Below are 25,754 nucleotides of genomic sequence, written 5' to 3'. Positions count from 1 at the left end.
CTGGTATTGATGAAGAAGGATGGCTAAGTTAGTGTACACGCCTATGTCACCGCCTATTAATTGTGATACACGCTTTAATGCACTACTTGGCATTATAGCTATTACCCAGTCAACCTTCTCAATAACCTTACCACCTCTCACCTTAACTACCCCCTTAAACAAATCCTTCAACTTATCCCTATTCTCCGCGGCAGAGGCTGCAACTAATGCCTTCCAGGCTTGGTATGCCTTACCTGCGGCGTTCCTAATGAGGCCCTCCTCAAGAAATCTCCTAGCTAATTCACTCTCATACTTAACCTCTAGAAGCCTAATCTTCTTGTAGCCTTCTAGATCAAACCAGGGCTTAGGTAATTCCTGCATAATCCTACTCTAGAGTTAAATCTCAAGGATTTAAATTTAAGGATTGCATCTCCATTAGGATTAATTAGTATTAATCTAAAATTAATGCTTTAATTACAGGTATTTTAGGGAAAGACTTATCGTGATTTGTGTATTTATGTTAGGTTACTGGGTGTGTTTACTTAATTATCTTCCAGCACTGGTGGTGTTTATTCAGTAAGTTTAATGTTTCTATTCCTTAAGTTTCCGGACGGTATCTGCTTGTGGGAAACTTTAAATAGGGGAAGCTTGTCTTATTAATGTAGGTCATGGGAGAGGTGGATAGTAAGCCCAACCAGGATAACGTGATTGATCAACTGCTTTCGTCAATAAGTGGAAGTGATAATGTAGTTAGTGAGTCAATAGCTAAGGAGCAGGCCTTAATTAGGATAAGGGTTGAGAAGAGGAGGGCTCATTACGTCACAATAATTGAGGTTGATAGTAATGATGCCAAGAGCATAAACCTAGAGGAGGTGGCTAAGCAGCTTAAACGTAAGTTAGCCGCTGGGGGCACTGTTAAGGATAATAGGATTGAGATTCAGGGCGACCATAGGTATAAGATTAGGAAACTGCTCCTTGAGGAAGGATTCAATGAGGATAACATCTTCATAGACGAGAACATAACGGTGGTTCAGAATAAATGAGCATAGAGTACATTAAGGATGGCTTCAGGACTGAACTGACCAATGACTTATCAAACCCTGTTAAGGTTCATGAAATCTGCCTAAAATTACTCTCTGAGGTGGCTAAGGTGCTGGGTATTAATCAAGGTGTTAAATCCACGGAGGACGGCTGGATTGTGGTTAATAAATTAATAGAAATGAGTAATGAATACGTATTAGCCAGATTCTATGCTGAGAATTCCTGCCTAGCCGATAAGTTGCATGTTAATGAATTAGTATTGGGTATGTTAATTAGAGATTCAATAACATGCATGGAGAAGATAAGATCCATCGCTCTTGGCTTACTTCCAGGGAAGCAGGCGAATTAATTAATGAAACAGGTATTGATTAAAGCTTTTAAAACTTAATGATTTTTAATGAAGTAGTGTAGTGAAGTGGGGATTCTTACTTATTAATGTTAACTCCAATTTCCTTAAACACGGCGATTAAATCATCAGTTAATAAACCACTGCGGGTACCATATACGTATAGAGCAAGTGCAACCACTGCGGCTGCCGCAGTATCCCATGGGAATGGTATTATTGGGGTTTGGAAGACGCTGAAGCTACCTAAGAATGATAATACTAATGCTGAGTACAGTACCGCTATTATCCACCAGCCTGCATTAATGTGACTGCGAAGATCCTTACTACTTGCAGTTGAGGCGACCCAATAAATTAACGCCACTAAGGTTATTAATGTTATTACAACGTAGCCTAAGAAGTCCACTATGTGTGTGAATTGAAGCTTAAGCATGGTGACTGGGCTTGATGATGGCCAGCCGGTGGGTTCAGCGAAGGGTAGGTAAACTAGGAAGTACGTTGATGCTATTAATATTGCCCAGTAGATAATGCTGGCGGTAATGCTGATTCTCCTGCTTGCCCCATGCTTATTAACCATCGTGTACATGAAGAATAAAGGTAACCCAGCCATAATTAAGGCGAATGCGAACCAGAGGTAATAGAAGCTTGACCAGTAGACTATTAGGAATGCTGCAATGGTCGCTATTGCCCCAATTACTGACGCCAGGGGAAGCTTAATGGGCCTGGGTGCGTTAGGCGCCAGTCTCCTAAGGGTCATTAATGCCGGTCCACTGATTATGTATGTGAACACAGTTGTAGTGGTTATGAAGGATGATATTGCGAACCATGTTGGGAATGGCAGTAGGAAGAGCATTCCAAGCACCCACGCGGTTAAGGTTGGCCATAAAGGTACCTTATACCTATTAAGCTTAAGGAATGTGTTAGGTAAGTGTCCATCTGCAGCCATACCGTAAATTGTCCTCGCCGTGGTACCTATGTAGATCCAGCCTGTACCAGATGGTGAAACCACAGCATCAATAAGTAATATTACCGCAAAGGCCGCAAGAATAGCAACACCACTTGATACAAGCACGCCGTAAAATGGCCCACTGGCCAGTGGGACATAACTATTACCCGTTTTATAGGCTGCGAATTCAGCAATATTACTGCTTACTGACACGCCTGTGCTGCTTAAGTAACCCCAATTCCATGCTCCCGCGGTTGGATGCCCAAGTACTTTAACCACTTGATTGGTTTGAGTATTTATATCAACTAGGTATAGGTTGTTGAGGTTTAATCCACCTATGAATGATGTTTGAAGTAGTACGTAAATAATCATCACCACTACGAAGCCTATTATCGTACCCATGATTACATCAGTGGGCTTCCTCGCTTCACCACTATAATCAACACCCTGCCTAAACCCTAAGTAGGCGTAAGCTATGCCTGTGGTTGGTATTGCTAAGAATACTGCGGCTGAGCCATAAGGCATGAAGCCCCCCGCTAACTTAGTGAAGTTAGCAGTGTGCATTGCTAGGGTCATGAGGAGAATGAATGTTATGGATGGTATTGCAAGCTTCCACCAACCCACAGCTGTATTAGTCTTACCCATAACGTTCACGCCAAACCAATTAAGTAGGAAGAAGAATGTTGCCAATACAGCCGCGACCAGCACACCAATTGGGGTTAATACGCCACTAATAGTTAACTGGGGTAGCCAAGTTGACATGTATGTTACTGCGGCAATGGCCTCACTGGGAGCCACTGTCACTGCACTTAGGAAGTAGGCCCAGGCAAGCATGAATGATGCGAAACCGCCATGAGTGTACTGAGGGTACCTCACAATACCGCCTGATTTAGGAAGCATACCGCTTATCTCTGTGTAGGTGAAGGCTATGAAGATCATTAGGAAACCGGCTATTAGCCATGATAGTATTGCCGCAGGGCCTGCGTATGATGATGCCCCAGCTGATGCGAATAACCAACCACTACCTATCATTGCACCTATCACTAGGAATGCGATATCCCATTGATTTAAAGCGCGTCTAAGCATTTTGTCCGTTTGCTCAGCCTCATTGGGAGTATTAGTCTTATCCTTACCTGTTCCCTCACCCTGACTCATATTTAGTATACGTTGCCTTATATTTTTAAGTATTGTGCAATGTTAGTTATGTCAATATTATTGAATATAGTTTAGCAAGTAATCATTAGATATACTTCCTACTATATATCCTATTGATGCCTCATTATATTTATGGATTAGGAAAGATTTATACACTCTACCCGATATCGGGTTTATGCCTGCTGTGGAATTTGCTAATGTTACGAAGCGTTTTAATAAAATAGTTGCTGTTGAAAACATTAACCTTGTCGTCAATGATGGCGAAGTAATAGCCCTAGTGGGTCCTAATGGTGCAGGTAAGACCACGTTACTCAGGATGGCGGCTGGTGTTTTATTACCAGATACAGGTAAAGTGCTTATTTATGGTATTGAGGCCCATAAGGCCGAGGCTAAGCGCCACGTAGGCTTCATGACACCCATGGATAGGGGAGTTTACTGGAGGATTAGCGCCTTGGATAACTTAGTGTTCTTCGGTACACTATACGGTTTATCGATTAAGGAGGCTAGGAGAAGGGGCCTTGAGTTACTTAGGGAGTTTGGCCTAGCTGAGAGGGCTAACGACTGGGTTGCAACGTACAGTACAGGTATGATGAGGAGACTTGAGTTAGCTAGAGCCATGATGCATGATCCCGACATACTGCTGCTTGATGAACCAACCAGCGGTATTGATGTAGATGGTAAAAGAATAATACTTGACCACATAAGGAAGCTTAAGGGTAAGAAGACCATAATAATGGCTAGCCATGATCCGCAGGAAATTGAGCTTGCAGATAGGGTTGTCTACTTGAATAGGAACATAGTGAGTGCCTTACCAACCCTTAAGATTGTTAAAGTGCTTGTTAAGGGTGCCTTACCACCATTAGACGGCTTCAGAATCACGGACCTGGGTGATGGTAGTTACGTTATTTACGCAAGCATCGATAGGTTTAATGATTTAATTAAGAAGTTAGCCTCAATGGATGGTGGACTAAAGGTGGTTGACCTAAATGTTGAGGTTGCCTTCGCCGAGAGGAATGCGAGGATTGAGGAGAGGATGAACAGGAGGGGTGGTGTACCATGGGTTTAGCAGCGAAGCTATACTCCTTTGTGGTTATAAGGGGGTTTAAAGTTTGGGTGAGCTATAAAACTCAAGTAGCCTTAAATTTCATAAGCTGGACAATTCCAGTATTCCTCTACTACTTCATAGGCTTAACCTTCGGGGCAGGTAAAATGACTGCGGCAATAGCATCAAACTACAGTTACACCGCCTTCGCAACGGTTGGTATCGCCTTCCAGGGCTACTTCTCATCTGCTGTGGCTACATTAGCGGGTAGAATAAGGAATGAGGAGTTAATAGGGACACTCGAGTACCAGATGGCTGCACCCCTTAAGCCAATGTCGCTAATGTTCTACTCCACGGTATGGGGATTCGTAATAAACTCAATAAGCACCGTCACTGTACTTGCAATTGGCTATGGGTTAGGAATAAAGTACATCATTAACCCGCTCTCAACGCTTGTGGTTCTGCTACTCTACATGGTGTCAATAATAGGTTTAAACCTAATATCAGGTGCAGTGGTGCTTATAGTTAAGCAAGGTAACCCAGTAGCCCTATTCACCTCAGTGGCGACTAATATACTCGGCAACGTAGTCTTCCCAGTATCAATACTGCCCACGTGGCTTAAGGACATGAGCTACGCCTTATCATTAACATGGGCCCTCGATGGTTTAAGAAGGGCAATGCTGTTAGGAGAGGGGTTAGGCAGCATGGTTAATGACCTAGTGGTGCTAACTATATTATCAATAATATACATAATAATAGGCATATGGTTAACCAACTACGCCTTTAGGAAAATACTGGAGCAGGGTACTGTGCACATGTACTAGTAGTTGCGTTAAATGAAAAACTCCTTATAATTAAACCCAGCTAATCCTTAGTTCATGAGTAGGTAAGTCACCTAACTTTAACACCAATCATGCGTAACGCTTATTAATAACCCCTTTACGTAGGCTTATGGATAACCTGGGACGAAGAAACCCAGTAGGATAGCCCTAGCCTACTCAGGTGGTTTAGACACCACCGTGGCTATCCACTGGTTAAAGAGTAAATTCAACGCAGAGGTCGTGACGGTAACGGTTAATGTGGGTCAGGAAGATGACTTCAGTGAAATAGAGAATAGGGCTCGTAAACTTGGCGTGCTTAAACACTACACAATTGATGCTAGGGATGAGTTCGCTAATGGCCCTATAGCATCGGCAATAATGTTGAATGCTCTATATGAGGATAAGTATCCACTTGGAACCGCATTGGCTAGGCCATTAATAGCTGAGAAGGTTATTGAGATCGCTAAGAAGGAGGATTGCGATGCTGTTGCCCATGGTTCAACATCCAAGGGGAATGACCAAGTTAGGTTTGAGGAAGCCATCAAGGCCATGGCCCCTGACTTAACGATAATTGCGCCAGCTAGAATATGGGGTATGGATAGGAAAACCGAGGTTGAGTATGCTAGGAAGAATAATATCCCCATCCCTGAGGTTCACAGTAGGTTCAGTATAGATGATAACCTATGGACTAGAAGCATTGAGGGTCCTGAATTAGATGACGCAATGATTGAGCCGCCTGAGGATGCCTTCAAGTGGACCGTCAACCCAAGTAAGGTTAATGAACCACTTAAATTAGAGATAGAGTTCAAGAATGGCTTACCGGTGGCCGTGAATGGCGAGAAAATGAGGCTTTCTGAACTCATACTAGCCCTCAATAAGCTTGTCGGTAGCCATGGCTACGGTAGGGTTGACCACGTTGAGAATAGGGTTGTAGGCTTCAAGTCAAGGGAAGTTTACGAGGCTCCAGCCGCCTTAACCCTAATAGAGGCTCATAGGGATCTTGAGAAAATAGTATACACACCCATGGAGTACAGGTTTAAGAAGCTCATGGACCAGGCTTGGACTGACTTAATATACCAGGGGCTTTGGCATGAACCACTGCGTATTGAGCTTGAGGAGGCTGCAAGGAGTATGAATAAGTGGGTTACCGGTACGGTTAAGTTAATTGTGCGTGGTGGCTTAACCATAGTTGGTAGGTCAAGTCCATACGCCAGTTACAGTAAGGAGGTTGCTGACTACGTGAAGGGTTGGTATCCAAGTGATGAGGAGGCAAGGGGCTTCATAAGCATGTGGACACTCCACTCATTAACCGCCTACAGGGTAAGGTGGGGTAGTGGTGTATCGTGAGGGGCTTCTGGGGAAGGGGGATTTAAACAAGGTTAAGTACACCTCATCACTAATTGATGATGTTGAGATATATAAGGAAACCATACTTGCATTGATAACTCACGTCAATGAGTTAAGTAGGGTTGGGGTAATAAACAGTAGTGAAGCAGCAGCCATAATTAACGCCTTAAGGGAACTTTCTAAGGAGCCATACAGGCCTAGTGATGAGTATGAGGATGTTCATGAGTACATTGAGGCAATGTTAATCCGTAGACTTGGTAATGTTGGTGGATGGGTTGGTTTAGGTAGGTCAAGGAATGACCACGTAGCCGCAGCCCTCAGGTTGAAGCTTAGGAGACTCATGCTTGAATTAGCGTCCAGCGTTATTGAGTTAAGGAGGGTAACGTTAAGCAAGGCCATTGAGACCGCTGATGCCTTCATAATCGGCACAACCCATAGGCAACCTGCCCAAGTCACAACCCTAGGCCACTACATGCTTTACTTAGATGAGTTAAGTAGTGATTTCATAATGAACCTTCTTTCAATTTATGAAACAGTTAATAAGTCTCCCTTAGGTTCAGGCCCGTTAGCCGGCACAATGGTTAACTTGAATAGGGTTAGGGAGGCTGAGGACCTTGCCTTCAATGGTATCGTGGATAATACGGTGTACGCAACGGGATCAAGGTACTTCATGCTTACTACAGCGTCTATCACAGTATCGTACCTTATTGAACTAGGTAGGTTCATTAATAATATTGAAATGTGGCTGATGCCTCAATTAAACTACGTAACCCTTAACCCAAGTCACTTAGCAACAAGTAGTATAATGCCTCATAAACGTAACCCAGCAACACTTGAAGTTTTAAGAGCCAGGATAGGGGAGGCGGTGGGGCATTTAATGTCAATGTACTCTATCGAGAGGCCTGTTGAGGCTGGTTATCAACTTGACCTACAGGAGGAGACTAGGCACGCATGGTTAATAATGAGGATAGCCATTGATGGTGTGGGCATTATGGCTGATTTAATAAGGGGGATAAGCGTGAATAAGGAGAGGGTTAAGGAGGACCTAGTTAAATACCCGGTTACTGCCGCTGAGTATGCTGAATTAATGTCGATAAGCGGTAAGGTACCCTTCAGGGATGCTCATAGGGAGGTAGCAGTGATGGTTAAGGAGGGGAGAAGCCCAGGTATTGATCCTGCTGAGGCCATTAAGGGTAAGGAGGTTTTAGGTGGACCTAACCCAAGTAGGGTTACTGAGTCAGCTAGGGCTAGGTTAATTGACTTAAGTAGCATTGAGGCTAAGGTTAAGGAATTAGCGGTAAGAATTAATAAAGCTGAGGCTGAGCTAATGGGTGGTTAGTGTGGTTAGGTTAGCCAGATACTATAAGGTTTACCCATTAAACATCGTTAAGGGTAGTATGCAGTATGTATGGGATTCAGAGGGTAATAGGTATATTGACGCTAACACCGGCCACGGTGTAGCCTTCATGGGCCACTCAAACCCTGAAATAATTAATGCAGTGAAGGCTCAATTGGACAAGATAACTACAGTACCGCTTAACATGGGTAATGAGGCTAGGGATGAATTCATAAGCGAGTTCTCAAGGATAATTCCCCCCGGCTTCGAGACAATATTCCCTCAAAACACTGGGACTGAGGCTGTTGAGACTGCCATTAAGATGGGTAAGAAGGTAACCAGGAGGAAGACCATAGTGGCCTTCACCAACTCATTCCATGGAAGAACAATGGGAAGCCTCTCAGTGACTTGGAATGAAAACTACAGGAAGGCCTTCCAACCACTTTACCCTCATGTGAGGTTTGGTACGTTTAATAATGTTAATGAGGTTGATAAGATTATTGATGACGACGTATGCTGCGTAATAGTTGAGCCAGTTCAGGGTGAAGGCGGTTTAAACACTGCCACCGCCGGCTTCCTAAAGGCCTTAAGGGAAGCCACCAGTAGGGTTAACGCGCTACTCATATTTGATGAGATTCAATGCGGCTTCGGGAGAACCGGTGAAACCTGGGCCTTCCAACACTACGGTGTTGAACCAGACTTATTCACCGCAGGAAAGGCTATTGCAGGTGGATTACCCATAGGCCTAGTGGTCGCTAAGGGGGAGTTTGGGGATGTCTTCAGTCCTGGGGAACATGGATCAACATTTGCGGGAAACCCAGTAGTAATGGCTGCTGCGGCCGCGGCCACCAGGGTCTTCACTAAGGTAAATGTACCAAGCGTAGTTAAGGAAACAGGCTCATTATTGGCTAAGAGACTTGGAGAATTGAACTCAAGGCTTGTAATTAGGGTTAAGGGCATGGGGCTTATGATTGGTGTTGAATTAAGGACTAGGGCTGAACCCTATGTTGAGGCTTTAATGAAGCACGGTGTCTTGGCCTTAACAGCTGGGGTTAATGTAGTAAGATTCCTACCACCCTACATGATAAACAGCGATGATGTCAACATTATTACCAACGCCTTAGACGAAGTACTTAAAGGTACATTAACCTAGCATAATCCACCCACCTTGATTCTCTCCTTCAAAGACCATTAGAGGTAATGTAACTCAATAATAGGCTTAGGATAACTAAACCACATCGGGGTAATATTTATCCATGGCATAGCCTCCTCCTTAGCCTTCTTAAATATATAGCTAGCTGACTAAACCGAGGAGATCACTAAATAGTACACCCTCCACTTCTTCATTAGGTTTTTAACTCCTCTAGGGGCAATTCATTAATTCCCATTCCCGTTCACATCATCATTAGCCACTACTATAATAATGCGGGGTCTCACTTAAAGAAACAAGAATTTCAAAGTACAGGCAAGTAATTACTTAAGAAATCTTACTGCTTGATATTGCGAAAGATTTTTAAATTGCGTGTCCAATTTTCAGACACGCAAACCATTAGAATCCTTGAGGCCATTTTAATTCAATTCCCAAAAACACCCTAATGCAGGTAGTAAGGGGGATCTACTTAAGGTAGTGCTTGTCATTAAAGTATATAAATCTACGATTGACATGAGCGTGTGTTTAGGAAGGGAGTGGCTAATATTGAGGAACCTTATAAGGTTATTGTTACTGAACTATTAAGGGTTTTACTGGAGCTTTATGGTGATAACCTTGTGTCATTTATTGTTTACGGTAGTGTAGCTAGGGGTACTGCTAGGAGGGATAGTGACTTAGATATGTTAATTATATTTGAGGAGTTGCCTAAGTCCAGGTTCGAGAGGATTAGGATTTTTGAGAGAGCTGAGGATGAGATACAGCCACTCCTTGATGAATTAATGGTAAGGGGTTATGTGGTTGCATTATCACCAATATTGAAGACTAGGGAGGAGGCTAGTAGATTCACGCCCCTTTACCTAGATATGACTGAGGATGCTGTTATAGTCTACGATAAGGGTGAATTCTTTGAGGGGGTTCTCAACAGGTTGATTAAGAGGCTAAGGGAATTGGGCGCTAGGAGGGTTTGGGTTAATGAGAAGGCTTGGTACTGGATCCTGAAGGATAATTACAGGTTTGGTGAGGTGATTGAGCTTGAATAACGTAGACATGGCTAAATCCTACATAACCCAAGCCCTGGAGAGACTTAGGCATGCTGAGGAAGCATTAGTTAATGGTAATTACCCCTATGTGGTTAGGCAATGCCAAGAGGCTGTTGAATTAACGCTTAAGGCTGCATTGTGGCTTGTTGGTATTGAACCACCTAAGTGGCATGATGTTGGCCCAGTATTAAGGAAGGAGAGGTCTAGGTTTCCCAACTGGTTTCAGGAACACATAGATGAGTTGGCTTCAATATCAAGGAGTCTTAGGAAGGAGAGGGAATTCGCAATGTATGGTGATAAAGAAAGTGGTATACCACCAGAGGAATTGTACACGAGGTTTGAGGTGGCTAAAGATTCATTAAGTATCATTTAATGCAATACCTGGTACCTTAGTGTTACTAAGGTATATAATATATAGTTTATAATATTTACTTAATTTGTGATGTAAAAATATGATTAGGAATATTTATAAATAAAATTCTCCTAGCATCACCATGTCTCAAGTAAGTAGAAATGGTGATACGCGAATTTCGACTACATGGATACTGCTACTAAACACTGAAGGTACCATGGGAAGAGAGGCCATACTTAGGTATGTGGCTAATTTAATGCCATCAGCGCTACGGGTAATTGGGATGCTTAAGGGATACCACATTCTCTACTTGAAATCAATAATGCGCACTATAGTTAGATTGATGGGTGTTCAATAATGTTGAACTTCATATTATTGTTCACCCCGATTATATTACTAATGTTTACTTCCCTTTTTATAATTCTACGCTTAAGAACCTGGATCAGGTCCTGGAGATTAATGAGGAGGAATACGTTTACTTATGTCAAAGGAAACCCTGGAGGCAGAAAATCCATGGCAATTCTACTTGGCGTATTTATACTACTCATAGGCCTAGTGCTCAATATCAGTGTACTAATAATAGTGCTATTAATTATAACAGGCAACATGGGGACCGTGGAATTGCTCCTAAACATAGGGTCAAACGCAGCCTACATAGAGGCATCACCATACGGATTCAGATACGTAGGGCCTTTTACGAACTATACGCTTGTCCAAATTTATAATGTAAGCATAGAAGCGCTTGCTTCATCACTGTTATTCACATTGCTCGGATCAGTAATACTGTTAGCAATAATGAGGATGCAACCCATGGTGAGAGGTAACCCATTAAGGTCTTAATGAATCATGCAATTAATTCAAGCTCCTTTTCGGTCTTCTTAAGAAAGGATAATAGGTTAACCCAACTAGTAACCCATCCTAGCTAAGTAATCTTTAGATTAGATTCATATATTTGTTAATGCGCAGAAGCTATATTGATTATGCCTCGGAAAATAAGGTTAATGTAGTATGCTGGGTATCCTAGGTGTGTGGCTGGAAGCTTCATGTGTTCTCATACTAAGCAGTCTTAATGAATTCACCTAGATCCTTAACCCAAGCTTCCTTAACCTCTCCCTCACCCACACTATGATTTATTCAGCCGCCCTAATAGCTCTTTCCGCAGTTTCGGCATCATAATACATTGCTGGGTAACCACTCTCATATGAGTTAGGGCATCTACTGGGAATGTAGTGCCTATCTAATTCCCTAGCAAGCATCATTAATTCATCGACCTGATACCTATCCTTAAGTATGTTAAGTAATTCAACGACACTATGCCCCATGCACCGAGCCCAAGCCCATGCAGAAGTGCCTTTAATGACTTTTCAGCCGCCTGTTGAGACTGGAAGCAAGACCACTCATAGTAACCATTATTAAGGCTACCCCTAGCTGCCTCAAGATCCCTTAAGGCTTGCTTAAACCGCCTCTCGGCTTCACTAAACTTATCCATGAATCATCTAATGTAGAATAAATTCACCATAAATATAAAAATTCCACACCTAGAAGACCACTAAGGCTCGCTCAGCAGATTTGCTCAATAGTAGATTTTGCCGTTTAAACCAATTATGATCATTTGTGAAGTTACTATTACAAGTTGAATTGAGTGAAATCGCATAATGCATTATAAATCATTAATGTCAGCAAAGGTTAAGAAAAAGGTAGGATCACTGCGGTAATCCTTACCTCAATAAATAATGCAACATTACTCGTGTAGATGCTAGACCATGCATAATATACGTATTAGATAATGATCATTCTATTCTCATATGGTGGGACAATTCCTTAAGCGTCTCGCTTTAACCACTAGGTTCATAGTTGGCTAATAACCTTCCCAAACCTTACAAATTAAATCTCCTATGTACTTTGGATCTCCTAATAACATATGAATTAAGATATCTAAGATATCTATGTGAAATTGCACTAACTGGTAGTGGAGGGCTATAATCAAGTACGATGCCCTAGTTATTTCATCAAGTCTGTGATTATTTCATCTAATTCATCATAGATGTTCTTTCCTGGCGTTAAGTTCATTATCGTGAGCCAATGAGGTCTTCTTTCAATGTTAAGTTGCTTCCCATGCATTATCATATGTATGACGCCAAGGTAAACCCTGAACTTCCACAATAAATTACCGTAGTTCTCAACAAATCCATCGATTTGGCTAATCAGTCCACCCTCCTCCATCCCCTTATGATGCACCTTAACCTCGAGAATAAGGAGTTTATCATTAATTACCAGGGCAATATCAGGGTTAATTCCTGATAGGTCAATACCTAAACCTTGTGCTATAATTACTGGTTCAAGCACATAATAATGGCACTTCAATGCAGCATAGCACGCCACTAATGCTGTACCAAGTAGGCCAAGGTGACCCCTATAGTCATTGCCGAATCTATTCTTAAGCCAATTAATACCATCCTGGCTCCATGAAATGCACGTTCTGGCTATTAAATCCTCATACTCATTATGACCCAGGCCTGAGCGACTCCTACCGCCACGCCTAACGTAGATACCGCTGACATGATGGTACTCATTCCTTGGCCCACCCATTGGCTAGATCCCGCTCCTCAAGGCTGAAGCCTTCCTTAGTGAGGTACTTATCCACTGGCCAACCCATGTAATAATTCCTCTTCTCCTCTATGGTTAAGTCAAGTAACTCCTTCACGTGCTTCTCCAATTCCCAACCCTTAAGCGAGCCATAGTCCCTAACGACCTCTTTAACCCAAGCCAAGACTGGGTCAGGCAGGTTAATGGGAATTCTCTTACCGATACTTATTGTGAAGGGTAAATCACTGGTAACCACTGTGATTACACCTTCATTCTCTAATTCATCAATAGTATCATAGACTTCATCAGCCATTGGTCCAAATGACCAGAGGTAGAATTCAGTCCTTGTAATGGGCTTCCCACCATAAAGATGTTTAATAACTCTCCTACCCCTGATGTCATATTGCACCAGGAATAGGAGCTTCATAAGCTTCTTAAGTCCATCAATCGAACCACCAAGACTATTAAGCACTGCGTAAACCACATCACCAATCCCATAATCATTCATTCGCATTACACTAGCATTATCATTTACACCCTTAATAGACATTAAAGTTAAATTAACCGCTAACCTTTTAAACCTAACCCTGGTTCTGATGATTAAGGAATGGTTTTCAATGATTATTAAACATGACTGTAGCCACTTCAATAGCAACCTTAGCGATAGTGATTATTGCAGTTGTAATCGCGGTTATTTGCAGCATTAGTAACGTTAAGAAGAAAGCAACCTAACATCTCTTTTAAATTCCAAGTTAAAAACGCTCGCTCTTTTCAATATTATCTAAATACTTAAGGGAAAGATAATATGAAGGCATAGCCGCTTGCCATCGTTCCTCAGGCTACGCATCAAATAATATTACCCATTAGCTAAGGATGTAATCTATTTAAAAGTAATGATGAATACACCGCAGTAAGAACAATAATTACATGAAAAATAGCTAATCCATGAATCTCCAGATTCAATAAATGTGAACTTAAGAACCATTGCCGCAGATGCGTTGTAAGTATGGATGGTTCGACCATAAGTGCATTCATCAAGGGAATAAGGCTATTGGGCGTTCATCAACCAAGTATGAGTAACACAACACCACCTCATGCGTGTTTTCATGAAACACTGCGGATTTGATGTATTTATAATGGGTTTAATGCTGGTTTTAATTTCTCTCTTATGCACTTCTCTAGTCTGCTCCTTAACTTATTCTTTATTCTCTTACCATTCTTCTTCTCATCCTTTAACCCACTGCATATTGCTATGTAAATCCTTAATTCCCTCATCTTACCCTTTAAAATCCCCTTAATGTACTCCTCCCTATCCACTGGGTTTAACTCAATCCATTCACTACGCCTACTACACACTTCATCCAAGTAATTCACTAGAAACCTAGCAACACCCTCAGAACCACCAATATGTGCGGAACAATGCTCCTCTATTAATCTCCTAGCCACATCATCAGCCTCACCAACATAATAAACAGCATCATCATCGAAAAACACGTAAACTCCAGCTTCATGAATACCACTCACATTACCACAATCATAAACCCCAAAACCACATTCACCAGGGTCAATACCAACAACGTTTAGGCAATCCTCAACAACATGACTAATATCCACTTTTGGTATGGGAATTTAGATTCTTAAGTATAACTTCCATAGTATTATTGAGTTCGGCTGAATCAAGCGCTTAAGCCATGATATATAGGGGAAGCCTGGAGTATGAATAGTAGGTTACCTCCAAAGGCATTATGAGATGCATGGAATAAAAATCCCCATGGTACTAATGTTCCATTACTCATTTCTATCACATATCCTCCAGTAAAAGATCCCTCTCTATATGCTTGCATTGTCATAGTTTCCTGTAGTATTGTTCCTATTGGCTGTTGATACCATACTGGTGGATACCATATTGGTGATCCTATAACCACTTGCTTAGATTCCTTATATCCAGTATCTAACGCAAATATGAATTTTGCTGAATAATTTTGACTCGTCACTATTATCGTCCAGTATCCTGGATTCACCTTACTTAATAATATTGCGTGATCCTGCACTGGTAGTTGAATTGCTCCACTACTGTTCCCAATAACTATTATGTAGGCTAGTGGTATGAATTGTTGATTATTCACTGTTGTACCTACATAATGCTGATTAAATGAATTAATCACACCAGCCGCTTGCTTCAAAGCAGTACTCGTAACATTGAATATTCCTAAATTAATCCACTGTTCACTTGAGCCATAGTAACCTAAATCATATTCACCATTGCTTTGCGGTATGAGGAATACGTAATTTGCATTAATATTCATGCGACCTACTGCTGGTGAAGAGTGGTGCGACATTAAGGTGATACCAATGGCTACTACAATTATCGCAATAGCAATTATCAGGGCTTTACGCATGGATGGTTAATTGGCTTAAACTTTTAAGTATTTCAGTACCCTTAAGCAACAGTGAGTTTATTACTTCCCCCAATTTCCAACACCATAGTGCCGAAGGCATGTTCATACCGTATGTAACATGGTTACCATTGGTATGCAATAAGAAGAATGAAGTTGTTCAACTCTAAGAATGCCAGAGTACCATTCCCTGGAGCCCCGGCCGGGATTTGAACCCGGGGCCTACGGGTCTGCAGCCCGCCGCTCTACCGTGCTGAGCTACCGGGGCTTAGTAGCGATTAGAATGTTGATTTTATAAGCTTTATTTTAAACCATTCGCATCTAAACCATGCAATCACTCTCACCTAACATTGTTGGAGTAAGAGCTGGCTTCTGCTTCTCAGTAAATTAGCCGGAAAAGGGCGCTGTAGAGGAAAATGGTGAATTTGTTTAAAATACTTCACCATGAATGGTGAGGTTCATTATCTTCTTATCAAGTGAGTTTGATAATGTTAACGTTCTATACTGATTTTAACCTTCTTATCTTCAATGTCCCAATCCATTGTTAAGAGTGGGTTACTTGGTTCGTTGAATAGCACTGTGCTTCTCGTCTCATTCTCTATCATGCTCCTCATCTTTTCAATGGTTTTCTTAACCTCATCATCAGCTGCAATGTAAACCTTAACCCGCTCCTCCAGATCCAGGTTTGCCTTATTCCTCATTACTTGAATCCTCCTAATTATCTCCCTGGCCATTGCCTCATAATACAGGTCCTCATTAATCACCTTGTTTAAGCATACATCAACTATTATGCCCTCAGCCTTAACGTAGTCATTGCTGCATTGAAGCTCATTAGTGAGTTTAACCTGCTTCACGTTGGATAGGAATGATAATTGATCAAGCAGTTCATTCACTACCTCAGTAATTCCAGTTTCCTTGATCTTAACCTGCATGTCACTTAATGGCCACCTAAGCTTAATGCCTAAGTTGTTTCTTATTGCTGCAGTCAGTGAGAAGGCTTCGAAGATTGCATCGTAGGCTTTCTCAAGCTTCTCATTAATTAATTCACGCCTAATCTCCGGCATCGATTCTAAGTGAACGCTCTCCTTACCATCTCTAATGAAGGCCTTGTACAAGTACTCTGCTATGAATGGTGCAAACACTGCCCCAATCACTATTGCGCCCTTAAGCACATTATACAGTACTGTGTAGACCACTAGCTTATCATCATCACTCCCCTCAACCCACACTCTACGCCTAATGAGCCTAATGTAACCATGGCTAACATCATCAACAACTAGGCTAATCCACTCCCTAGCTGCCTCATGAATCCTGAATTCATCAAGGTACTGGGTGATTCTACTTAACCTACTGAAGTACCTTGATAGCATCCACTTATCCTCACTCTTAGCCTTTGGTAAGGCATCATCAATACTGTGGTTCCTTGGGTCATAATTGTCAAGCCTCATGTACATGTCCGCGAACCTAACGCTATTCCAAAGAACAGTGAGTATATTCCTAATGCCTGAAAACTCATCAGGGTTAACTGGTAGGGTTTCCCATGGAGCAGCCTTGGAGGCTAGGTAGAGCCTAGTGACGTCGGCGCCATACTTATTCATTAGGTCCCTTGCCCAGATCACGTTACCCTTCGACTTACTCATCTTCTGCCCATACTTATCCACAACATGCCCAGTTATCAGTATGGACTTATACGGTGCCTTACCCATCCAGGCCACTGAGGTTGCTAGTAGGCTGTAGAACCATCCCCTAGTTTGATCCACGGCCTCAGTGACCCAGTCGTAGGGGTATAGCCTACTCCAAAGATCCCTATTCCTTAACCCATTAACCCCAGCTATCCAGGCTACACCACTATCCAGCCAAACATCCCCAACGAAGGGTTCCCTAACCCACTCACTGCAGTCAGGGGTCCTTAACTTAACCATGTCTATCCAGGGCCTGTGGACAAGCTTATCCTCAGGTACATTAGGTAATTCAACTGCAAGTCTTCTTAACTCCTCTATTGAGCCTATTACCATTACCTTACTTGGATCATCCCTACACCTCCATATTGGGAGCGGTGTACCCCAAACCCTACTCCTTGATATCACCCAGTCCCTAATGTTCGCTACCCAGTCATCAAACCTATTCCTTAAGCTCTGAGGCACAATCTTAACTCTAGACAGCTCACTAACCAAGTCCCCCCTAAGGTTCGATATCCTAATGAACCATTGCCTATCGGTCCTATAAACTAAAGGTGTCCCACACCTCCAGCAGTGTGGGTACCTGTGAACCACGGTGCCCTGATGAGCCAGTAGGTTCCTCTTCCTGAGCTCCTCAATGACCCTTCGACTAACGTCAAGCCAATACATGCCGCTAAAGACACCACCATTACTGTTGAAGACGCCGTTAATCTCCACACTATCCGTTATGGGTAGGTTGCGTTTCTTGGCTGCCTCAAAGTCCTCTGGGCCGTGTGCTGGGGCTATGTGAACTAAGCCGCTCCCTTCCTCAAGGGTTACGAAGGGTTCAGCAATAACGTAGTGCGCGTTTAAGTGGGCCTTATGAGTGGGTACTTCATTTAGGAAAACATGCCTATACCTAACACCCTCAAGTTCCTTGCCCTTAACCACTTTAACAACCTCATACTCCTTAACACCAACAGCACCTAGCACACCCTGCATTAGTTTCTCCGCAAGCCACCAATGCTCAGTGCCTCCATTAATATTAACTTTAACTAGCGCGTAGTCTGCATCTGGGTTAACCGCCACTGCCTCATTATCCACAAGGGTCCATGGGGTTGTTGTCCAAATAACTAAGTAAGTCCCCTCAATACCCTCCACCGGGAACTTCACGAATATTGACGGGTCTTCCCTATCCTCATAACCCTGATCAACCTCAGCATCACTAAGCGCCGTCTCACACCTTGGGCAGAATGGCAGAACCCTATAATCCTCGGTGAGTAGGCCCTTCTCATGCATCTTCTTTATGAATGACCAAACATGCTCAATGTAATGCGGTTTCCTAGTCTCATAGGCGTTATCAACATCTAGCCAAAGCCCCAGTCTCTTAGTCCCATCCTCAACCCAATACTTAAGGTAGTAGTCCACAAGGGAGTTGCACTCCTCCGAGAACCTCTCAGCCCCTATCTTATCGAATATGTCCTTCTTAGTCTTAACCCCAAGCTTCCTCTCAACCTCAATCTCCACGGGTAATCCTTGCTCATCCCAACCAGCCTGAACCCATACTGAATAACCCTTAAGCCTCATATACCTTAACACAACGTCCTTATACGTCCTACCCCTGACATGGCCAACATGGGGGAAGCCGTTGGTCGTTGGTGGACCCTCAAGGAACGTGAATAACCCCTCCCCCTTAAAGTCCCTCCATTTCTCAGGTATCTTAGCTTCATCCCAGAATTTTAATATCGCCTCCTCAACCTTCAATGGATCATACCTTGAGCCTAGTTTAAAATCAATAGTAGACACCCTAGGGTTAATCCCTTTTAAGGATCATTTTTAAGCATTTTTGCATGGTATTTAATACACTGGCTCATAATCCTTTATTATGAAGTAGAATCAACGCCACTACAATAACTATCACCACGATTACGGCTATTAAAGCCCATGATAATGCTGATGCGGTCTGCTTAATAATGGTTACAGTGCTTACAACCGTGGTTGTTAATGCCTTAGTTACAGTATTAATCATTGTGGAGGTAGCCATACTTGTGACTGTGGTTACATAGGTAGTGGTTACGGTTACTGATGATGTGCTTAATGCACTACTTGTTGAAATACTGGTTACTGTGGTTTTCTTAGTCTCATTTAAAATCCACCAGGGCGTGTAGCTCTGCATACTGTAGTTTATTGGGTTAACCCATGGAGGTAGGTACTGTGCGAAGGGGTGTTTGAAGTAGCCTAAGTAACCTAAACCGCTCTTGCTCGCGTTAACCCACTCCTGGTAAGTGGTCTCCTCAATAAGCATCAGAATCTCCGTGAAGTTTGTTAAGTAGTCGGCTCCATAATTCTGTAGGTTAAGTAATCCCTCAGTGAGGTAACTGTATGGTTTCATTAATAATCCCTCATCACTAAGACTTACAGTGAAGCCGTAATTAGGTTCATTAAGTAATTGAATGCAATTCAAGCCCTGCAGCGGTGTTGAGTTAATTAATGTATTACGCCAAGTCATGCATCCCCCTGAGGCATTTACCCAAGTTAACTCACCAGCATGTGAAGCCCAGAACTCAACGAAGCGTTCACTGAGGTTAATCATTGAGTTACCGTTAATGGGTATTGCAGCGGAATCAACATCAATAACGTAAACACCCTCAGTTCCTGGAAATGGTTCAGCAATAATGTTCACTGAGGTATTATTAATGTAAGGGGCCGTAGCCGGGTACACCAGTGTACCCTGTTGAAGGGCGTAACCAGCCAACCTAGAGTCACCAACCTGGAAAACTGCCGCACCTTGAAGTAGCAGTGATGTTGCCTCAGCCCAATTCATATACTGCCAGCCTGAGCAGTCGTATTGAGTTATGGTTAAGTAGTATTGATTGGTTTCATTAATTAATTGAATTACTGTTGAGTTACGTAGATCAAGGGTACCGTAGAGGAGTTCATTCATTAACCTAGCAGCGACTGCTGGACCATATTTCTCACTGGCTAGTCCAAGGAATAATGATTGCCATAGGTTAATTTGATCTTGCCCATTATCCCCACTTGGAATAACCCATACGCACGTAAAGCCGTAGTTAGCTAACTCCTCTGTATCATTAATCAACTGCTCCACTGTAGTTGGTATTGGTAAGTTATACTCCCTAAGTAACTGAACATTAATGTAAAGTAAATCACCCCTGTATACATTAATGGGTAATGAAAGTAAGGTACCGTTAAACATGTTCGCCAACATAACCTCCTCAACCCCATTACTAAGCATACCCATGGATGAGGCTACGGAAGTTAAGTTAAGTAACCGCACTCCACTTAAGGCTAGGGTAAGTAGCCATGGTCCTCCATTAACCTGAATAACATTAGGTGGATTACTGGAGTTCATTATGCTGAGGAGTGTTGATTCATTAGGCATTAATCCATTTATTGAAATTGGTGAGTAAATCACGTAGTTGCCTGTTGATAACGTGTAGTTAGTTATTAATTGCATTAAGCCCTGTGGATTAAATGAAAGACCCCATGAAGCTAACCTTATCGAACCCGAAGGTGGGGTAATTGGTTGAAGGTTAGGTGTCTCAGCGTACTTGCTTATCACCTCCAGCATTAGTGGATTATCAACAACACCGAAGGGTGGGCCATTCCAAGCCCAAATACCTATGAAGGTTGGGTGAACCTCCTCCTCATATTGTCTTAATATTTGTGAGTCATAAATAGCTGGTGCCGTGCAATTAACTGGGCCAACGTAGGGATTCTGCCAAGCATATACGTATGCCTCCTGGTCGCAAACCCTTAACCCAAGTTCCCCCATGATAAACCTACCATTGTAGCCATGTTCCTCTAGGTAAATCATGTCACTTATAGCGTACTGAGGAACAACGACCGTACCATTAACGTAATTGTAATCATAATTATCGTAACCTACTAAGGTTAAGTTAGCCTCATTAGCCAGGGCTAGGACATTGTCTGGAAGGTCACGTAAACTGGCGTAGTAGAAGAGGCCAGCCTCAGGAAAGAGGGCATGAACCTCCTTATAAATACCCACCATTGTTGCCCTGCAGACTGGGTCATTAACACATGCTGACTCTTCACTGAACCCTATGTAGAGGTTCCTACCACCTGGATCAATATTCATTAAGTTAACTAATAAATACTGGGGGATGGTGATGTAGTGGAGTAGACCCCTCCACTCATTGGGTAACTCACACATTAGGTTTATGAAGACTGTCCTGTTTTGACTGAGGTAGCGTTGAATAAGCGCCACCTGTTGATTAACCATTGATAATGATGCTGATGGGTTATTACATTGATACCAAACAACAACCCCTGGGATAGCCCAGGTGGGTATTGAGTAATTGCTTGTCCCACCCCATGGCGTCACCCAAAGTATTATGAAGGATTTATTACTGGGTAATTGATATTGAGGTAAGGTCACCGACTCCATTAATATTGAGGCAAGTATCACAGTAGTTAACGCTAATACGCCTAAGATGAGTTTACTGATTCTAATCATTGCTGCTTATAATTCGGTGAGAGCATTTAAGTATTAGCATTAGGTCTTGGGTTAATGAGTTTTAATCTCAGTAATCGTAATACTGATTGCCTCCCCTTAGTATTAGGGTTAGTAGCTTATATATTCCCCTCCTTATTTCATAATTCACAGTTGTAGTGGATAATCCCAATTCATCTGCAACCTTACTTAACGTAGCCTCCCTTGGTTCATTGAAGAATCCCAATTCGTAAGCAGTCCTCAATACCCTTAACTCACCCCTACTTAGGAATGGGGTTAACTTACTGTAGCTAGTCATGTATATTAAATCATCGGCGTTAACGCGCCTTACTCGCATTTCCTTAATCTCACCACCCATTTCCAAATACTGTTTAAGCCTGTTAACTTCACTTAAGCTGGGTAATGCGAATCCCCAATTCTCCACGCCATTAGTTATAATGTCCTTAACCTCAATGCCACCCAACCTATATGCCTTAAGCCTGGTGGAGTTATCTAATTTAACCTTCAGAACAATACTAACCCTCTTAGGGTAGCCTGCGTTTAATGGTGTGGTTTTAATAATCTCCTTAACATTAGCGTCACTCCTAATGATGCCTAGTATACTCTTAAGCGTAGCCTTATTATTAACCTTAAGTATGGCGAACTCTAGGGCGTAGTTCTCAGGTTCATTTATGTAAGATTCAAGGACATTGTAATTGAACTCATAGTTACTGGCCCTATATGTCCAGTCAACCCTATGAATATAATCAAACTCAACGTAGGTGAATCCACGGCCAAGGTTAAGGTAATTAACTTGCATTATTATTATAGATGTTAAGTGCTTAATAAGCATTACTACGGGAACTATGTTTTACATGTAGCAAATACACCATAAACCACCTAAAGCAGTACACCACAGCATGAGGATAATGATGAGGTATAGGATAGGTTAGAGGGCATCCTTATTAAGTCTTCAACCATGGGGATAATAATGGCTAGGGATCTACTGCTTGAGGGCTTCATAGCCCATGATGAAGCTGGCCTAGGTCACCATAGCTTCAGATGCCTTTACATAGGCTTTCACCCTAAATCCAAATCAATGATAATTCATGATGGGCATGCAGCCAAGGTTTACTCAGACGGTAGGTTAATATATAGTTACGAGAAGCTTGGAGCCCAACCCAGGGTTGCTGGGGATACTCATGCAGCAATGGCTAATTCAAGGGACCTACTCTTCATTGGTGGTTGGCTTAAGGCACCACCCGGTGTTTTGCCTAATGGACTCCAAGACATGAGGAATAAGTACAGTCACATACACATGATTGATGAGAATAATAGGGTTGAGGTGCTTTGGTCAAGGAAGTGGGATAATAAGATACCTCCAAACCACTGGTACGGTGAGGTAACTGACCTACTCTACGATGGTCATGAGGATTCAGTCTACTTCACTAGAGCTGATGGACACGCTGAATTAGGCCTATGGCGCATCGAGCTTAGGGACCGTAAGGTGGAGTACCTGGCTGAGGGTACAGTATACAAGATGGAGCTTAAGGATGATAAAATCTACGCAACGTTATTCAACCCAGCATTAATGGAGGATTCAGCCATAGTAATATACAATATGAGGGATGGATCAGTGAATAGGGTTAATGAGTTTGAGTTCGCACTGGAACCAGGTAGAAGAATGAAGATACGTAGGAGGGGTGGGCAGATTATTCAGCTTCAAAATAGGTTAATGGCTTTCTATGCAGGAGCCTTAATTTACATTCAACCTGATAAGGATAAATACACACTATTCCCACTACTGGAAACCCACAACCCAGAGGATGGGATGCCCTATCACCTAGGCGGTGTTAGGTCACAGAAGGTGTATGTGTATGGGATACCCATTATAGCCTTTAATCCATGGGACCATTTAAAGGAACCATCAGCCAGATCCGACGTAACACTGCTAATGCGCATGGATTCAGTGACACCGCAGGTAATAGCTTCAACAGGCTTCATATCAGGAATGGCAACTGACGGTGAGAACCTCTACCTGGGGGCATCACATACTAATCATACTGGAGTATACGCATACAGGTCAGGTATTGGTGGCGTATTCACAATACCCGTTGATAAAATTCTATCAAAGCCCCTAACCCCAGTTAGAGTATGGATATGGGATGGGGCATACTCAAGGGAGTCAAGTGGCTTAAACGGCTGGTTCGGTGGAATACCACTTAGAGGCTTCAATAGGAGGAGACTTAAGATCCACGTTAGCAAGCAGGCTAAGTTAACCATAGCTGAATACTCACTGGCAGCTAAAGTACGTGCAGAGGAGGTTCAACTCAAGGATGGGTGGAACATCATGGAGCTTGATCAATATGATGACTTAGTAGCCTTCAAGCTAAGTGAAGACAATGAAATATCAGCAGAAATAATACTTGAACCATAGAACTAAACTCCTACACATAATCACCTAAGCGTAGTCTTCAATGAACGTGTATAATTGTCATGAGCAATAGTATAGATTAGAGTGCTCACTTATTAGTAGGATAAGTTACTGGTTAACTTATGGTGAAATACACGTTAGTCATTAGGCTAATGACCGTATGTAGAAGCTAACTCAACCACCTGTAAAGTCTCATCCATTATCCTTAGTACAGACTAAGGGCAAGGTAAAGTAATTAAACAGGAAAAACCAACTCTTAAGGATGGGATAGCTCACATAAGTACTTAAATCTTGGCTTCTTATTATAGTTCTAAGCCTAGTTCTCATCGAATTACCTTAATGATAGAATAATGATATTAAGGTAAATCACTGGTATCTATGCGTAGCGAGTAGATTAAAAATAATAATTAAGAAAGAATATAATCAAGGTAATAACATTTAGTGAAAAATATTTTAATGCATGAATTAACTGCGTATTATGGAGGGAATCCTGGTAGCGTTAGCCATACCCTTTAGGGATGGTAAAATCAATACCGATAACCTAACTCTTCATGCTGAGGCCTTGATTAAGGAGGGGGTTGATGGTTTCTTCATCCTTGGAACCACTAGTCAAGGTGTATTACTTAACATTGATGAGAGAAGACTTATTCTTGAAGTCCTTAGTGAAATTAAGGCGAAGCACTTGATTATTCAGGTCTATAGTAATGATTGGGGGATTACGAGGGAGACTATTAAGCTTGCTGAACATTATGGGGCTGATGCAGTAGCCTCAATACCACCAATATACTATAAGCCTGACTACAGTACACTTAAGTTAATGTATGGTAAGATAAATGAGTTAACAAGTCTACCATTATACATATATAATATCCCAGGCAGCACAAGCTTCAACATTACTCCAAGCCTAGTTGAAAGGCTTATTAAAGACGGTGTTAAGTTAAGCGGTATTAAGGATAGTAGCGGCGACTTAGCGCAATTAATGGAATTCATTAACCTAAGTCTTAATGTTTTCAGCGGCTCAGACAATTTAATAGTGCCATCAATAACCGTTGGCGCTAATGGTGTAATATCAATACTAGCTAATTCAAACACTGAACTTGTGGTGAATGCCTATAGACTTGCCAAAAGTGGTGATTTAAATAAGGCCCTTAATGCACAGAGGGTGATTTCAAGAACCATGAATATTACTGAGGCTTACCCCAAACCAGCAGTATACCATAGCCTAATCAAGTTACTGAAGTACGATTTCGGGGGAGTTAAGGAACCTCTAGTGAGGAACCTAACGCAGGATGAAGAATCTCAGCTCGCTCAACAATTAAAGTCTATTGGACTTAAGGTTATTCTTTGATAAATGGATTATAGTAGTCCCCTTCTAAATTAATCTAGGAGATAGATTGTCCAGCGTTAAAAAGACACTAAGATTCTGTATACTTATTTAAATTATTGCATCTAAGTGATTTCACTTAGAAAATTAATACAACTTAATCCTATTATTGGAACAAAACATATAAATCTTGAATAAGAATAAATACATTATGGTGCTTCAATTATTAGATACTAAGCTTCAGCATGAGGACCTATCAATGCTTACAGATAAATATCCCGTGAAATTACTTATCATGAATAATATACCTATTTCTTTCGACTTTAAAAA

General features: G+C 42.1%; 24 protein-coding genes and 1 tRNA gene. 13 read left to right on the top strand and 12 right to left on the bottom strand.

The genetic code is table 11. The features are described from left to right. The coding region (locus Q0C29_RS01725) for a PaREP1 family protein (protein WP_291998935.1) at nucleotides 1–360 on the bottom strand (360 nt) is incomplete at its 3' end. Nucleotides 361–656: 296 nt separating this feature from the next. On the opposite strand from Q0C29_RS01725, the gene Q0C29_RS01720 reads away from it, so the two are divergent. Beyond that, a complete protein-coding gene (locus tag Q0C29_RS01720; RefSeq protein WP_291998937.1) occupies nucleotides 657–1,022 on the top strand; it encodes a translation initiation factor in 366 nt (121 codons plus the stop codon). Next, nucleotides 1,019–1,369, top strand: coding sequence for a hypothetical protein (locus Q0C29_RS01715; protein WP_291998934.1), 351 nt, complete (start codon nucleotides 1,019–1,021; stop codon nucleotides 1,367–1,369). Before Q0C29_RS01720 ends, Q0C29_RS01715 begins: the two co-directional genes overlap by 4 nt. Nucleotides 1,370–1,445: 76 nt before the next feature. On the opposite strand, the gene Q0C29_RS01710 is transcribed toward Q0C29_RS01715, so the two are convergent. Then, the gene (locus Q0C29_RS01710) at nucleotides 1,446–3,464 is read right to left on the bottom strand and encodes an APC family permease (RefSeq protein WP_291998933.1); all 2,019 of its coding nucleotides are present in this window, start codon (nucleotides 3,462–3,464) and stop codon (nucleotides 1,446–1,448) included. Between the two features lie 175 nt (nucleotides 3,465–3,639). Between Q0C29_RS01710 and Q0C29_RS01705 the strand changes: the two genes are divergently transcribed. From Q0C29_RS01705 to Q0C29_RS01665, 9 genes are all read left to right on the top strand, one after another. Further along, on the top strand, nucleotides 3,640–4,530 hold the full coding sequence (locus tag Q0C29_RS01705) for an ABC transporter ATP-binding protein (RefSeq protein WP_291998932.1): 891 nt from the start codon (nucleotides 3,640–3,642) through the stop codon (nucleotides 4,528–4,530). Next, nucleotides 4,521–5,330 (top strand): ABC transporter permease, encoded by an 810-nt coding sequence (locus tag Q0C29_RS01700; protein ID WP_291998931.1) that lies wholly within the window; start codon nucleotides 4,521–4,523, stop codon nucleotides 5,328–5,330. Before Q0C29_RS01705 ends, Q0C29_RS01700 begins: the two co-directional genes overlap by 10 nt. A gap of 159 nt (nucleotides 5,331–5,489) precedes the next feature. Then, nucleotides 5,490–6,674, top strand: coding sequence for an argininosuccinate synthase (locus Q0C29_RS01695; protein ID WP_291998936.1), 1,185 nt, complete (start codon nucleotides 5,490–5,492; stop codon nucleotides 6,672–6,674). Further along, entirely contained in the window at nucleotides 6,661–8,013 is a 1,353-nt protein-coding gene (locus Q0C29_RS01690; RefSeq protein ID WP_291998930.1) for an argininosuccinate lyase, read from the top strand. The genes Q0C29_RS01695 and Q0C29_RS01690 overlap by 14 nt, the downstream gene beginning before the upstream one ends. 1 nt (nucleotide 8,014) lies before the next feature. Further along, the gene (locus tag Q0C29_RS01685; RefSeq protein ID WP_291998929.1) at nucleotides 8,015–9,163 is read left to right on the top strand and encodes an aspartate aminotransferase family protein; all 1,149 of its coding nucleotides are present in this window, start codon (nucleotides 8,015–8,017) and stop codon (nucleotides 9,161–9,163) included. A 518-nt stretch (nucleotides 9,164–9,681) separates the two neighbouring features. Then, entirely contained in the window at nucleotides 9,682–10,200 is a 519-nt protein-coding gene (locus Q0C29_RS01680) for a nucleotidyltransferase domain-containing protein (protein ID WP_291998928.1), read from the top strand. Beyond that, nucleotides 10,193–10,573 (top strand): HEPN domain-containing protein, encoded by a 381-nt coding sequence (locus tag Q0C29_RS01675; protein ID WP_291998927.1) that lies wholly within the window; start codon nucleotides 10,193–10,195, stop codon nucleotides 10,571–10,573. Before Q0C29_RS01680 ends, Q0C29_RS01675 begins: the two co-directional genes overlap by 8 nt. Before the next feature lie 121 nt (nucleotides 10,574–10,694). Next, a complete protein-coding gene (locus Q0C29_RS01670) occupies nucleotides 10,695–10,910 on the top strand; it encodes a hypothetical protein (protein ID WP_291998926.1) in 216 nt (71 codons plus the stop codon). A 101-nt stretch (nucleotides 10,911–11,011) separates the two neighbouring features. Then, a complete protein-coding gene (locus tag Q0C29_RS01665; protein ID WP_291998925.1) occupies nucleotides 11,012–11,392 on the top strand; it encodes a hypothetical protein in 381 nt (126 codons plus the stop codon). Between the two features lie 290 nt (nucleotides 11,393–11,682). Here Q0C29_RS01665 and Q0C29_RS01660 read toward each other — a convergent pair whose 3' ends face one another. From Q0C29_RS01660 to Q0C29_RS01615, 10 genes are all read right to left on the bottom strand, one after another. After that, on the bottom strand, nucleotides 11,683–11,811 hold the full coding sequence (locus tag Q0C29_RS01660; RefSeq protein ID WP_291998924.1) for a hypothetical protein: 129 nt from the start codon (nucleotides 11,809–11,811) through the stop codon (nucleotides 11,683–11,685). After that, complete coding sequence (locus tag Q0C29_RS01655; RefSeq protein ID WP_291998923.1) at nucleotides 11,811–12,041, bottom strand: HEPN domain-containing protein; 231 nt, start codon at nucleotides 12,039–12,041, stop codon at nucleotides 11,811–11,813. The genes Q0C29_RS01660 and Q0C29_RS01655 overlap by 1 nt, the downstream gene beginning before the upstream one ends. 512 nt (nucleotides 12,042–12,553) lie before the next feature. Then, a complete protein-coding gene (locus Q0C29_RS01650; protein WP_291998922.1) occupies nucleotides 12,554–13,141 on the bottom strand; it encodes a hypothetical protein in 588 nt (195 codons plus the stop codon). Continuing rightward, on the bottom strand, nucleotides 13,122–13,688 hold the full coding sequence (locus Q0C29_RS01645; RefSeq protein WP_291998921.1) for a type II toxin-antitoxin system antitoxin SocA domain-containing protein: 567 nt from the start codon (nucleotides 13,686–13,688) through the stop codon (nucleotides 13,122–13,124). The genes Q0C29_RS01650 and Q0C29_RS01645 overlap by 20 nt, the downstream gene beginning before the upstream one ends. 581 nt (nucleotides 13,689–14,269) lie before the next feature. After that, nucleotides 14,270–14,752 (bottom strand): hypothetical protein, encoded by a 483-nt coding sequence (locus Q0C29_RS01640; RefSeq protein WP_291998920.1) that lies wholly within the window; start codon nucleotides 14,750–14,752, stop codon nucleotides 14,270–14,272. A 62-nt stretch (nucleotides 14,753–14,814) separates the two neighbouring features. After that, complete coding sequence (locus tag Q0C29_RS01635) at nucleotides 14,815–15,537, bottom strand: hypothetical protein (RefSeq protein WP_291998919.1); 723 nt, start codon at nucleotides 15,535–15,537, stop codon at nucleotides 14,815–14,817. A gap of 188 nt (nucleotides 15,538–15,725) precedes the next feature. After that, nucleotides 15,726–15,802: transfer RNA gene (locus Q0C29_RS01630), tRNA-Cys, on the bottom strand. Between the two features lie 223 nt (nucleotides 15,803–16,025). Beyond that, complete coding sequence (ileS, locus tag Q0C29_RS01625) at nucleotides 16,026–18,998, bottom strand: isoleucine--tRNA ligase (RefSeq protein ID WP_291998918.1); 2,973 nt, start codon at nucleotides 18,996–18,998, stop codon at nucleotides 16,026–16,028. A 64-nt stretch (nucleotides 18,999–19,062) separates the two neighbouring features. After that, nucleotides 19,063–21,690, bottom strand: coding sequence for an ABC transporter substrate-binding protein (locus tag Q0C29_RS01620; RefSeq protein ID WP_291998917.1), 2,628 nt, complete (start codon nucleotides 21,688–21,690; stop codon nucleotides 19,063–19,065). 67 nt (nucleotides 21,691–21,757) lie between these two features. Continuing rightward, a complete protein-coding gene (locus tag Q0C29_RS01615) occupies nucleotides 21,758–22,486 on the bottom strand; it encodes a helix-turn-helix domain-containing protein (protein WP_291998916.1) in 729 nt (242 codons plus the stop codon). 159 nt (nucleotides 22,487–22,645) lie between these two features. On the opposite strand from Q0C29_RS01615, the gene Q0C29_RS01610 reads away from it, so the two are divergent. Beyond that, nucleotides 22,646–24,103: a DUF2139 domain-containing protein gene (locus Q0C29_RS01610; protein WP_291998915.1), complete on the top strand. Its 1,458-nt coding sequence runs from the start codon at nucleotides 22,646–22,648 to the stop codon at nucleotides 24,101–24,103. A 475-nt stretch (nucleotides 24,104–24,578) separates the two neighbouring features. Beyond that, nucleotides 24,579–25,448 (top strand): dihydrodipicolinate synthase family protein, encoded by an 870-nt coding sequence (locus Q0C29_RS01605; RefSeq protein ID WP_291998914.1) that lies wholly within the window; start codon nucleotides 24,579–24,581, stop codon nucleotides 25,446–25,448. Nucleotides 25,449–25,754: the final 306 nt, after the last annotated feature.

The sequence above is a fragment of the Caldivirga sp. genome (genome assembly GCF_023256255.1).
Classification (GTDB): Archaea; Thermoproteota; Thermoprotei; order Thermoproteales; family Thermocladiaceae; genus Caldivirga.
The sequence above is the reverse complement of the archived record's forward strand: the minus strand, read 5'-3'. Positions and strand labels throughout refer to the sequence as shown.

Coding starts and splice junctions, on each gene's coding strand:
- Q0C29_RS01715 (WP_291998934.1), top strand. CDS start 1,019: ATGAGCATAGAGTACATTAAGGATGGCTTCAGGACTGAACTGACCAAT.
- Q0C29_RS01710 (WP_291998933.1), bottom strand. CDS start 3,464: ATGAGTCAGGGTGAGGGAACAGGTAAGGATAAGACTAATACTCCCAAT.
- Q0C29_RS01705 (WP_291998932.1), top strand. CDS start 3,640: ATGCCTGCTGTGGAATTTGCTAATGTTACGAAGCGTTTTAATAAAATA.
- Q0C29_RS01700 (WP_291998931.1), top strand. CDS start 4,521: ATGGGTTTAGCAGCGAAGCTATACTCCTTTGTGGTTATAAGGGGGTTT.
- Q0C29_RS01670 (WP_291998926.1), top strand. CDS start 10,695: ATGTCTCAAGTAAGTAGAAATGGTGATACGCGAATTTCGACTACATGG.
- Q0C29_RS01665 (WP_291998925.1), top strand. CDS start 11,012: ATGAGGAGGAATACGTTTACTTATGTCAAAGGAAACCCTGGAGGCAGA.
- Q0C29_RS01660 (WP_291998924.1), bottom strand. CDS start 11,811: ATGATGCTTGCTAGGGAATTAGATAGGCACTACATTCCCAGTAGATGC.
- Q0C29_RS01655 (WP_291998923.1), bottom strand. CDS start 12,041: ATGGATAAGTTTAGTGAAGCCGAGAGGCGGTTTAAGCAAGCCTTAAGG.
- Q0C29_RS01650 (WP_291998922.1), bottom strand. CDS start 13,141: ATGGGTGGGCCAAGGAATGAGTACCATCATGTCAGCGGTATCTACGTT.
- Q0C29_RS01645 (WP_291998921.1), bottom strand. CDS start 13,688: ATGTCTATTAAGGGTGTAAATGATAATGCTAGTGTAATGCGAATGAAT.
- Q0C29_RS01635 (WP_291998919.1), bottom strand. CDS start 15,537: ATGCGTAAAGCCCTGATAATTGCTATTGCGATAATTGTAGTAGCCATT.
- Q0C29_RS01620 (WP_291998917.1), bottom strand. CDS start 21,690: ATGATTAGAATCAGTAAACTCATCTTAGGCGTATTAGCGTTAACTACT.
- Q0C29_RS01615 (WP_291998916.1), bottom strand. CDS start 22,486: ATGCAAGTTAATTACCTTAACCTTGGCCGTGGATTCACCTACGTTGAG.
- Q0C29_RS01610 (WP_291998915.1), top strand. CDS start 22,646: ATGGGGATAATAATGGCTAGGGATCTACTGCTTGAGGGCTTCATAGCC.
- Q0C29_RS01605 (WP_291998914.1), top strand. CDS start 24,579: ATGGAGGGAATCCTGGTAGCGTTAGCCATACCCTTTAGGGATGGTAAA.